8 protein-coding genes are annotated in these 10,649 nt (G+C 75.5%); 1 reads left to right on the top strand and 7 read right to left on the bottom strand.

The genetic code is table 11. The features are described from left to right. The first annotated feature begins 255 nt into the window (after window positions 1-255). The gene (locus ABT122_RS32365; RefSeq protein WP_351559546.1) at window positions 256-1,527 is read left to right on the top strand and encodes an FAD-dependent oxidoreductase; all 1,272 of its coding nucleotides are present in this window, start codon (window positions 256-258) and stop codon (window positions 1,525-1,527) included. A 65-nt stretch (window positions 1,528-1,592) separates the two neighbouring features. Here ABT122_RS32365 and ABT122_RS32360 read toward each other — a convergent pair whose 3' ends face one another. The 7 genes from ABT122_RS32360 to ABT122_RS32330 all read right to left on the bottom strand — a co-directional run bounded on the left by ABT122_RS32360 (window position 1,593) and on the right by ABT122_RS32330 (window position 10,288). After that, on the bottom strand, window positions 1,593-2,819 hold the full coding sequence (locus ABT122_RS32360) for a cytochrome P450 (RefSeq protein ID WP_351559545.1): 1,227 nt from the start codon (window positions 2,817-2,819) through the stop codon (window positions 1,593-1,595). A 210-nt stretch (window positions 2,820-3,029) separates the two neighbouring features. Continuing rightward, on the bottom strand, window positions 3,030-3,446 hold the full coding sequence (locus ABT122_RS32355) for a hypothetical protein (protein ID WP_351559543.1): 417 nt from the start codon (window positions 3,444-3,446) through the stop codon (window positions 3,030-3,032). A gap of 110 nt (window positions 3,447-3,556) precedes the next feature. After that, window positions 3,557-4,600, bottom strand: a complete 1,044-nt coding sequence (locus ABT122_RS32350; RefSeq protein WP_351559541.1) for a ketoacyl-ACP synthase III family protein — start codon at window positions 4,598-4,600, stop codon at window positions 3,557-3,559. A gap of 31 nt (window positions 4,601-4,631) precedes the next feature. Continuing rightward, on the bottom strand, window positions 4,632-6,236 hold the full coding sequence (locus tag ABT122_RS32345) for a phosphopantetheine-binding protein (protein WP_351559539.1): 1,605 nt from the start codon (window positions 6,234-6,236) through the stop codon (window positions 4,632-4,634). Beyond that, a complete protein-coding gene (locus ABT122_RS32340; RefSeq protein ID WP_351559537.1) occupies window positions 6,226-7,815 on the bottom strand; it encodes a class I adenylate-forming enzyme family protein in 1,590 nt (529 codons plus the stop codon). Before ABT122_RS32340 ends, ABT122_RS32345 begins: the two co-directional genes overlap by 11 nt. Further along, window positions 7,812-8,873 (bottom strand): ketoacyl-ACP synthase III family protein, encoded by a 1,062-nt coding sequence (locus ABT122_RS32335; RefSeq protein ID WP_351559535.1) that lies wholly within the window; start codon window positions 8,871-8,873, stop codon window positions 7,812-7,814. Before ABT122_RS32335 ends, ABT122_RS32340 begins: the two co-directional genes overlap by 4 nt. A 200-nt stretch (window positions 8,874-9,073) precedes the next feature. After that, window positions 9,074-10,288 carry an MFS transporter gene (locus ABT122_RS32330; RefSeq protein WP_351559533.1) on the bottom strand — a complete coding sequence of 405 codons (1,215 nt, stop codon included), beginning with the start codon at window positions 10,286-10,288 and terminating at the stop codon, window positions 9,074-9,076. Window positions 10,289-10,649 lie beyond the last annotated feature (361 nt).

The following is a 10,649-nucleotide window of genomic DNA, read 5'->3' as shown; positions in this document are numbered from 1 at the left end:
CGTACCGTGTGTGACAGGTGCCCGCATGGTGCGGGCCTGGGTGGGGGGCCGGCCCCCGAACCCCCGCTCCTCAATCGCCGGAGGGGCTGGGGTGGTGCGGCTCAAACGCCGGAAGAGCTGAGATGGTGCGGCTCATCGCCGCGGGGTGGGGAGGGGCGGCGCGTTCTCGGGTGGGCGGGGCAGGGGCGCAAGGTGGGCTTTAGGGTCCCGCCCGACCATCGGCCCACCATGACTCCGCCGGAGAGGCAGCAGACGATGACAGCAGAGCTGACCGCACAGGTGTGCGTGGTCGGGGGAGGGCCGGCCGGGCTCACGCTCGCCATGGAGCTGGCCAGACGCTCCGTATCGGTGGTGGTCCTGGAGCAGAGCGCCCACTTCAACAGGTCCTTCCGCGGCGAGTCCGTCTCCCCCGACTCCGTGTGGCTGCTCGACCGGCTCGGGCTGCTCGACCGGCTGGCGGGCACCTACGCGCAGATGCACCGCATGGAGCTGACCGACTCCGGCCGCACGGTGCTCCGCGCCGACTTCTCCGGCTTCCGCTATCCGCACCCGTACCCCGTGGAACTGCCGCAGCCCGCCCTCCTCTCCGCCCTCGCCGACGCGGGCCGCGAACACCCCGGCTACACCCTGCGGCAGTCGGCGACCGCCGTGGGACTCCTCCGGGAGCACGGCGACAGCGGGCCGGTGACGGGCGTCCGGGCCCGCACCCCCGACGGCGGGATCACCGTCCGCGCCGCGCTGACCGTCGCGGCGGACGGCCGGTTCAGCAAGGTCCGGGAGATGTCCGGGCTGCCGTACGAGAAACTCCCGCTGGACCGGGACGTGATCTGGCTGCGGCTGCCCTTCCCCGCCGACTGGGACCGCAACACCTACCGCGTCCGCATCCACGGCGGCGAGCACGGACTCTTCATCCCCACCCACCCCGACAGCGTCCGCGTCGGCCTCAACATCCCCAAGGGCGGGCTGAGACAGCTCCGCGCCCAGGGGCCGGCCGCGCTCCACGAGCGCGTCGACCGGCTCGCCCCCGAACTCTCCGACACCGTGCGCGCCCATGTCACCACCTGGTCGGACACCTCCATGCTGGACATCTTCACCACCGTCGTGCCGCGCTGGTCCATGCCCGGACTCGTCCTCATGGGCGACGCCGCGCACACCCTCACCCCGATCCTGGGCCAGGGCGTCAACCACGCGATCATCGACGCCGTCACCCTGGCACCCCTGGTCGAGGAGGCCTTCGCGGCCGGCGGCGACGGCCGGGCGGCCCTGCTGCGCGCGGGCGAGGAGTTCCAGCGCGCCCGTGAGGAGTCCGTACGCCTCTCCCGGGCCCTGCAACTGCGGCAGGAGCACCTGTTCTCCCTCGACACCCGGCTCGGCGGTCTGCTGCGGCGCGCTCTGTACCGGGTGGTCGACCGCAACCGGGCGCTCCAGCGCCGCGTACTGGCCCGTGCGTACTTCCAGGTCCAGCGGCCCGGCCCGCCCGTCGCCCGCCGGATCGCGCACAGCGGAGCCGCGCCGGCCGCCGGCTGAACCCGCCACCGGCACGCCCGGCCGCCCGGGTCCCCGTCGGGGGGCCCGGGCGGTCCGCCGTGCCCTCACCAGGCGACGGGCAGCCGGCTCAGCGCGTGCACCATCATTCCGCTGGTCATCGAGAGCGAGCCGGCCTCCTCCGCGAGCCGCAGCCCGGGGAACCGCCGGATCAGCGAGGAGAGCGCGATCTGGAGCTCGGCGCGGGCGAGCGCGGCCCCCAGGCAGAAGTGCGGGCCGTGGCCGAAGGCCAGATGCCCGCCGGCCGACGCCCGCTCGGGGTCGAAGGCCCCGGTCGCCTCCCCGAACCGGGCGGGGTCCTGATTGGCGGAGCAGACCGCCGCGATCACCCCGCTGCCCCGGGGGATGACGGTGTCCGCGATCTCCACATCCTCCAGCGCGACCCGGAACGGGCCCCCGTCGCCGATGGGGTTGAGCCGCAGCAGCTCCTCCACCACGGGCCCGATCGACTCGGGGCGCTCCCGCAGCGCGGCCAGCCTCTCCGGGTGCCGCAGCAGCGTCAGCACACAGGTGCCGATCATGCTCACGGTGGTCTCGTGACCGGCCACCAGGAGGGTGATGCCCATGGTGATCAGCTCCATCTCGCCGAGCCGGCCACCGTCCTCGTCGTGGACGGCGACCAGGGCGCCCATGAGATCGTCGGCCGGCTCCTCGCGCTTGTGCCGCACCAGCTCGCCCAGGTACTTCACCATCGACATCCGCTGCTCCATCACCTCCTCCGGGGTGTGCGAGGTGAGCGAGACAAAGGCGTCGGACCAGCCGCGGAAGCGGTCCCGGTCCTCGAAGGGCACGCCCAGCAGCTCACAGATCACCATCACCGGCAGCGGGAACGCGAACACCGGGTTGAGATCCACCGGCGGCGACAGCCCCTCCATCGAGTCCAGCAGCTCATCGGTCATCCGCTGAATCCGGGGGCGCAGCTCCCGCACCCGGCGGGCGGTGAACGCCCGCGAGACCAGCTTGCGCAGCCTGGTGTGCTCCGGCGGGTCCATGGTGAACAGGCTCCCGCCCATGGGGGGTGCCGCCGTGAGCCGGGGGGCTCCCTCGGCCAGCATCGCCGCCCGACTGAACCGGGGGTCGGCGAGGACGGTGCGGACATCGTCGTACCGGCTGACCACATACCCCTCGTCCCCGCTGGGCAGCTCCACCCTCGCGACCGGGCACCGGCCGCGCAGCTTCTCGTAGACGGGCGGCACCTCCACCGCCGAGGGGCGGGGGAAGGGGTACCGGAGTCCGGTGCCGGACTCGGCCGGGGGCGGCGGGGCGTTGTCCATCGTGTGGCCTCCAGGGGCTCGGAACCGTCCGGCGGACTCCCCGCGCGGTGCCGCGAGAGTCCCAGCGTCCGCTTGTGCGGCGGTGAAGGGCCGCTGAACAGACGGCCCGGGCCCGGGGACGCGGGCCACGGGTCCCCGCGCACGGCAGGCCAGGCCACAGGCCCGCGCCCCCGGGGCGGGGGCGCGGGCCGGCCGTTCGGCGCGGAGGGGTCAGCGCTGCCAGCCCTCCGGTGTGCGCAGCCCGAACCCCAGCGCGCGCGAGAGCGCGATCGTGGTCAGCCAGGCCATCCCGAAGGTGAACGGGGCCGCGATGTCCTCCGGGGCGTCGCCCAGGAAGCTGAACAGCACCATGATCCCGAACGGGGGGAGGGCCCGGTGCAGCAGATTGAAGAGCGGCACCGCCCGGGCGGGGAGCTGCCCCGGCGCGTGCCGCTCGCCGAGACCGGCCAGCCGGCTCAGCTCCGGCAGGACCGCCCCGGCGGCCGCGGCCGGGATCACCCAGCCCTGGTGTTTCACCACCTCGAAGATGTCCCAGGCCAGCAGGAGCGCGCCCAGCGCCCCCCAGAGGGCCCGCTGCGATCCGGGTGTCGAACTCCTGGTGGCACCCGCGGGTTCAGTCATCACCATGTGTGTCTCCTCGACGGCGAGGCGGCGGACCGGACACCCGGCCGCACGGCACTGGGCGGCCGGGGTACGAATCATCCGTCGGCTCACTGGAGCGCCGCTGGAGCCGGGGCTCACCGCCCCCGGCCGGACGGCTCCCACTCCGGCGCCGCCACCATCTCCAGGACGGCGCAGGTACAGCTGAACCCGGAGCCCCCGCCGACCAGCAGCACCCGGTCGCCGGGGCGCACCTCCCGCCGCTCGACCAGATCGTTGAACCCGGCGATCTGGTCCCCGGCCCCCAGATGCCCCACCCGGCGGGCGAACTCCCAGGTGGACAGCGACACCGGCAGCCCCAGCAGCTGGGGCAGCTGCCACTGGAGCCGTCCGAGCCCGCTGGCCAGGGTCACCACCCGGGCGATGTCGCCCCGGCCGGTGCCCGATTCGGCCAGGACCGTGTCCACCACCGACCGCACCACCGCGCCGACCCGCTCGGTCGCCTCCCGCAGCCCGCCCCGGGAGCGCAGATAGTGCCCGACCCGGCCCCGCAGATCCAGCGGCCCGGACGAGGGCAGCGGGCGCAGCGCGGGGCCCCGTACCACCGCCTCCAGCGAGTTGTCCGCCTCGCTCGCCGTCGACAGCAGCCGGGCGAAACCGCCCCGGGCGCTGAGCAGCAGCGCCGTACCGCCGTCCCCGTACACGAATCCGGGCTCGCTGCTCCAGCGGCTGACCAGCGGGGCGCCGAACCGGTCGGCGGTGGTCACCATCGCCGCTCCCGCGCCCGGCCGCGCGCCCACCTGGCGGGCCGCCACCTCCAGGGCGCCCAGACCGCCGTTGCACTCCTGGTCCAGGCCGAAGGCGGTCACGCCCCGGCCCAGGGCGTGCCCCGCCACATAGGAGGCGGCCGGCCACATCTCGACCCCCTGGAACCAGATACCGCTGTGGATCAGCAGCTCCACCTCGCCCGGGTCCAGCCCCGACCGCTTGAGCGCCGTCGTCGCCGCGTGGACGGCCATGTCCGGGGGAGCCATGGTCTCCGCCGCGACGGAGACCGACAGCAGCTCGTCCGCCGCGTGCTGTTCCGGGTCGTACGCGCCGCGTTCCACGGCGGAGCGGGCGGACTCGGGCCCGCCCAGCCACACCCCGGTCCCCGCGACGTACACGCCTTCCCACCGCATGGGAACTCCTCTCCTGGACCGTCGGTCCGGGTCAGGCCGGGCCGACGGTCTGCCGGCGCAGCGCCGACACCACCCGCCACAGCGCGGCGGGGGTGGCGAAGGTCGCGGTCACCAGTGCGGTGTCGGGTACGGCGATGCCGTACGCCGACTCGACCCGCACCAGCACCTCCACCATGGCGAGCGAGTCGAGCCCCGCCGCCTTGAGACTGCTGTCGGGCAGCAGCGGGCCCTTGGCGCGCAGCCGGGGCAGAACCTCGTGGAGCAGGGTCTCGAAGGTTCCGTCCCAGGGCGGTTCCCCGGTGGCGGCGGTCCGCTCCGGTGCGCCGGATGAGGTGTCGGTCATGGCGTTGGTGTCCTCCGTGCTCGTTCCGGTGAGCGGTTCGACCGTGTGGCGCCGCAGCTCCAGCCGGGTGGCGGAGACGGTCGCGCCGCCGTCCACCAGCACCTCGGCCGGCGCCGGGTGGCCGAGGAATCCCAGCAGGCTCGCCGACAGCCCGTAGGCGCCGACATGGGGGAAGACCAGCAGATCCCCGGGGCGCACCCCGGGCAGGTCGGCGGCGCGCGCGAGCACGTCCGCCGGGGTGCACAGGGGGCCGGCGAGGGTCACCGTCGCCGGCTCCCCCGCAGGGTCGGGGCCAGGTTCGGCTCCGGGGCCGGGGGGCAGCGGCCGGGCCGACAGCGGCAGCAGCCGCCCCAGCCCCGACAGCCCGCCGAGGTGGTTGATCCCCGAGTCCAGAACCGCGTAGTCGCTGCCCCGGCTGTGCTTCACATCGGTGACGGTGACCACCAGCCGGCCGCTGTCCCCGACCAGATACCGCCCCGACTCGAAGGCGATGACCGGCTCGCCGTCGCGCCAGCCCGGCAGCCACTCGTCCAGCACCCCGGCCAGTACCGTCCGCAGCCCCCGGTAGAGGGGCCGTTCGCCCGGCGTCGCGTACGGGGCGGCGAACCCGCCCCCCAGATCGAGCAGATGGAGCGGGATGCCCAGCTCGTCCCGGAGCCGGGCCGCGGTGCGCACGCTCTGCGCCAGCTCGGCCGCGAGCCCCTCCTCGTCGCGGGCGTTGGTCAGCGGGAAGAAGTGCGTCCCGACGATCCGGGTGCCGGGCGCGAGCAGCCGCCCGCGCTCCGCCGCCAGCCCGTCCGGGTCGAAGCCGAACTGCGAGGGCCCGCCGGTCATCCGCAGCCCCGCCTGGCCGGGCGCGCCCGCCGCGTTGATCCGCAGCACACAGTCGGCGGTGACACCCCGCGCCGCCGCCGCGCGGCCGATGCGCTCCAGATCACCGAAGGACTCGGCGGAGAAGGTGCGCATCCCCGCCGCCACCGCCTCGTCCAGCTCGGCCCGCACCTTCCCCGGGCCCGAGTACATCAGCTCCGCCGCCGGATGGCCCGCCTCCAGCGCCGCGGCCAGCTCCCCGCGCGAGGTCACCTCGGCACGGGCGCCGCCCCGGCGCAGCTCGGCGACCAGACCGGGGTGCGGATTGGCCTTGAGCGAGTAGTAGACCCGGCTCGGCTGGGGCAGGGCCGCCCGCAGATCCTCCAGCGCGGTCCGCACCCTGGCCAGGTCGTAGAGGTACAGCGGGGAGCCGTACCGCTCGACCAGCCGCCGTTCGACGGTGGTGGTCCGGTCAGTCGCCATCGCTCTCCTCCTCCACGAGCCGCCTGCGCAGCTCCTTGCGGTCGGTCTTGCCGTTGGGGGTGAGCGGCAGGGCGTCCAGCACCCGGCACTCGTCCGGCACCTTCGCGGCCTCCAGCCGCTCGCCGAGGCGGGCCAGCACCTGTTCGCCGCCGAGCGAACCGCGCTCGCACACGGCGAAGAGCACCATGTCGCGGCCGTCCCCGGGGGCCAGCAGCGCGGCGTCCCGCACCCCGTCGATGTCGAGCGCGGCGGCCTCGATCTCCACACAGCTCATCCGCGAGCCGCGCCGTTTGAACAGATCGTCCCGGCGGCCCTGGAAGTAGACGTGCCCGTCCTCGTCGAGCCGGCCGTAGTCCCCGGTGTGCAGGGTCACCGCCCCGCCGGGCCCCTCGCGCCGGAAGCGCAGCGCCGTCGCCTCGGGCGCGCGCCAGTAACCCGCCATCACATGCGGCCCGCGCACCACCAGCTCGCCGACCGCGTGCGGCGGGAGCGGTTCGCCGTCGTCGCCGAGGACCAGTACCTCGGTGCCCGGCAGCGCGGTGCCGACCGAACCCGGGCGCGCCAGATCGCCGTCGGGCTCCAGGATCGTGATCCGCTTGCACTCGGTGGTGCCGTACATCGGCGCCACGGCCGCGCCCGGGAACGCCTCCCGCAGCGAGGCGATCAGCGGCGCGTTCAGCGCGGCCCCGGTGTTGGTGAGGAGCCGGACCCGGGTGGGCCCCGGGTCGCGGGCGGCGAGCCGCACCAGCAGCTCGCCCAGCGACGGTACGAGCGGGACGACGGTCGCCCGGTGATCGCGGGCGAAGCCCAGCAGCCGGGCGTGGCTGTCCGCGCCCGAGAGCAGCAGCTCCGCCCCCGCCCACGCGGTGAGCAGGATCTGGAAGAGGCCGTAGTCGAAGGAGAGCGGCACGGCGGTGAGCACCACATCGTCCCGGGTGTAGCGCAGCCGGGCCGCGATGGCCCGCGCGGCGAACGCCACCGGCCCGTGCGGACAGGCCACCGCCTTCGGCGCCGAGGTGGAGCCCGAGGTGTAGATCAGCAGGGCCAGCCGGTCGGCGGGCACCTCCCGCTCGGTACGCGACGCGGGGTCGGCCGGGCCCGTCGCGGCCAGCTCCCCGGCGACGACGACCGGCACCCCGGCCGGCCAGAACAGCCCCTCCGTACCCGTCCGTTCCTCCTCGTCGGCCACGATCAGCGAGGGCTCGGAGTCGGCCAGCACGGCCGAGAGGTGAAAGGCCTTCATCCCGGGGTTCACCGGCACCAGGACCGCGCCGCGCCGCCAGGTGCCGTACAGCACGGCGGTGAACTCCCGGACGCTGCCGATCCGGGCCAGCACCCGGTCGCCGGGCCGGATGCCGCAGCCGTCGAGCACCCGGGCGAAGGAGTCGGCCGCCGCGTCGAGTTCGGCGTAGGTCCACCCGCCCCTGCGGTCCCGGACCGCAGGGGCGCCGGGCCACCGGGCGGCGGCGGCCGTCAGGAACACCTCGGCCGCGTTCGCCACCCGGGGGGCGGTTTCGGTGCCGGCGGCGTTGTCGATCAGTGCCGGCGCGGGGACGGCACTCGCGGCGGTGGCGGTCACGGCCGCTCCTCCCGGTGGTCGTCGGCGGCGGCCGGGAAGCCCCAGGCCGGTGCGGTGGTGATCTCCAGCACCGCACAGCTGGCGGTGCCGGGCCCGGCGGAGAGCACCAGCACCCGGTCGCCCGGGGCCAGCAGCCCCCGCTCGGTCAGATCGTTGAGCGCCGCGAACTGGTCGCCCGCGCCCAGGTGCCCGGTGCGCCGGCCGAACTCCCAGGTGGTGCGCTCCTCGTCGACCCCCAGCAGCTCCTCGGCCTGCCACCGCGTCTTGCTGCGGCCCCCGGTGGGGATTACCACCCGGGCGAGCCGCGAGCGCTCCGTACCGGACTCGGCCAGGGCGTCGTCCACCGCGCCCCCGACCATCGCGACCAGCCGGTCGGTCGCCTCGCGGATATTGCCGTGCGCGCGCAGATAGTGGACGAACCGGGCGGCGTGGTCGTACGGCTCCCCGGTGGGCAGCGGGGTCGGTCCGGAGCCCCGGGCCAGCGCCTCCATCCGGTTGTCGGCGCGGGTCGCCGTCGACAGCAGCCGGGCGAAACCGGTCCGGTTGGAGAGCACCAGCGCGGTGCCGCCGTCCGCGTACACCAGACCGGGCTCCGCGCGCCAGCGGTCGATCAGCGGCGCGCCGAAGCGGTCGGCGGTGGTGAGCACGGCCGCGGCGGCGCCGGACTCGGCGGTCAGATGCCGGGCGGCCAGGTCCACCGACGCGACGGCGGCGTTGCACTCCTGCCTGACCTCGAACGCCGGCACCCCCGAGCGCACCGCGTGATCGGCGATGTACGACGCGACCGGCCACATCGTCTGGCCCTGGAACCAGACGTAGTTGTGCAGCAGCAGCGCCACGGAGTCCGGGTCCAGCCCCGACCGCTTGAGCGCGGTGGTGGCCGCCTGGACGGCCATGTCGGGCGGGGAGACGCTCTCCTCGGCGATCCGCACGGACAGCAGGCCGTCGGCCTCGAACTGCTCCGGGTCGTAGTGACCCGCCGCCACGGCGGCGCGGGCGGGATACGGCTCGGGGAGCCAGGCACCCGTTCCCGCCACATAAACGCTTTCCCAGCGCATGGTTCTCCCATCGTCGGTGGGCGCTCCCCGGACGGCGCCGGCGGTACCCGCCGTGCGGCCGTGCCGCGCGTCCGGGGAACGGCCCTCGCGGGGATCGTGGGGGCTGCCGCTTTCGTCCGGCTAAAAGCCGCCGGCGCCCCCGTGCGCGGGCACACCGGGAGGGCGGCGCGCCGTGCGGCGGCGCCGCCCCCGGGGCCGGCTCAGCGAGCGGCGGCGGGCTCCGGCCGGGCGGGCCGGCCGGGCGCCGCGCCCCCGGGCACCGCCAGGGAGCGGGCCAGGAACACCACCCCGAGCACCAGCACCAGCGGCACACACATCGCCAACCGGTACGACACGGCCGTACCGACCGCCCCCACCAGCGGCGGCCCCAGCAGAAAGCCCACGTAGTTGAAGAGGTTGACCCGTGCGACGGCGGTGTCGGGGGCTCCGGGCAGCGTTCGCGCGCCCACCGTGAAGACCTGCGGGATGATCACGGAGAGCCCGGCGCCGAGCACCCCGAACCCGAGCACCCCCGCCCACGGCCCCGGCGCCGCCGCGAGCACGGCGAAGCCGGCGGACGACACCACCGCGCCCGTCCGCACCACCGCGGCGGCTCCCCACCGCCGCACGGCCAGATCGCCGAAGCCCCGGCCCAGCAGGGTCGCCGCCATGTAGAGGGCGTACGGGACGGTGGCCAGCGCCTCGGAACCGCCCAGCGTGTCGCGGACGAACGTGGCGCTCCAGTTGGCCGCGGTGGAGTCGGCGACCACCGCGATCGTCAGGATCAGCCCGAGCGGCAGCAGCGGACGCCACGGCACCCGCCGGCCGCCGGCGGGACGCGTCCGCGCCGGGGCGGGGGCGGTGCTCCCACCGGGCCCGGGGGACAGCCGCCGCCCGGCGGCCACCGCCGCCGGCAGCAGCACCAGCACCGGGACCGTGTACACGGCCGCGAGCGGGAAGCCGCCGCGGGCACCCGCCCACGCCAGCGCCGCGCCCACGATCCCGCCGAGGCTGGACGCGCCGTGGAAGCGCAGCATGATGCTGCGGCCGTAGCGGCGCTCCAGCTCCACGCCCGTCATGCTCTGAACGGCCTCCAGCGCGCCCGCGAGCAGGCCGAAGACCGCGAGGCAGAGGACCAGTTGCCACAGGGACCGGCCCACGCCGACCCCGACCAGGGTCAGACAGATCACCGGCTGGACCACCCGGATCACGGTGGACGGCGGGAAGCGGCGCACCACCCGGGCGACGGCGAGCGTGCCGACGCCCGCGAGCACCGGGACGGCGGCGAGGAGGAGGGGGAGGTCGGCGCCGGTGAGGTGGTAGCGGTCGCGGATGGCGGGGATGCGGGTCACCAGCAGGGCGAAGACCACGCCGTGGACGAAGAAGACGAGCAGCAGTGCCGCGCGGGCCTGCCGGAGCCGGGCCGGGATCGCCATGGCGGGTCCCACCGCCCTTCGGTCGGGCCGCCCCGGGGGTGGGGTGGCGTCGGCGCGACGGTAGGGAGTGCGGCTGAAGCCCGGCTAGAGCCGCTGCGCGGGGGCCGCCTGTTTTAGCCCCCCTTCAGCCCCCGCCCGCACCCTGCGACCACCCCACTCATGGGCCGGCCCCGGAACCCCCGCGCCTCAATCGCCGGCGGGGCTGAACCACCCAGCCTGTCTGGGGCGCCTCCCGGAGGCAGCTCCGGGGGGGTTTGAGGACGGACCTGTGCGACAGGTGCCCGCATGGTGCGGGCCACGGTCGGGGGCCGGCCCCCGAACCCCCGCGCCTCAATCGCCGGCGGGGCTGGGTTTGCTCAGG

It is taken from the genome of Streptomyces sp. NPDC001985, assembly GCF_040296845.1.
Taxonomy (GTDB): Bacteria; Actinomycetota; Actinomycetes; order Streptomycetales; family Streptomycetaceae; genus Streptomyces.
The sequence above is the reverse complement of the archived record's forward strand: the minus strand, read 5'-3'. Positions and strand labels throughout refer to the sequence as shown.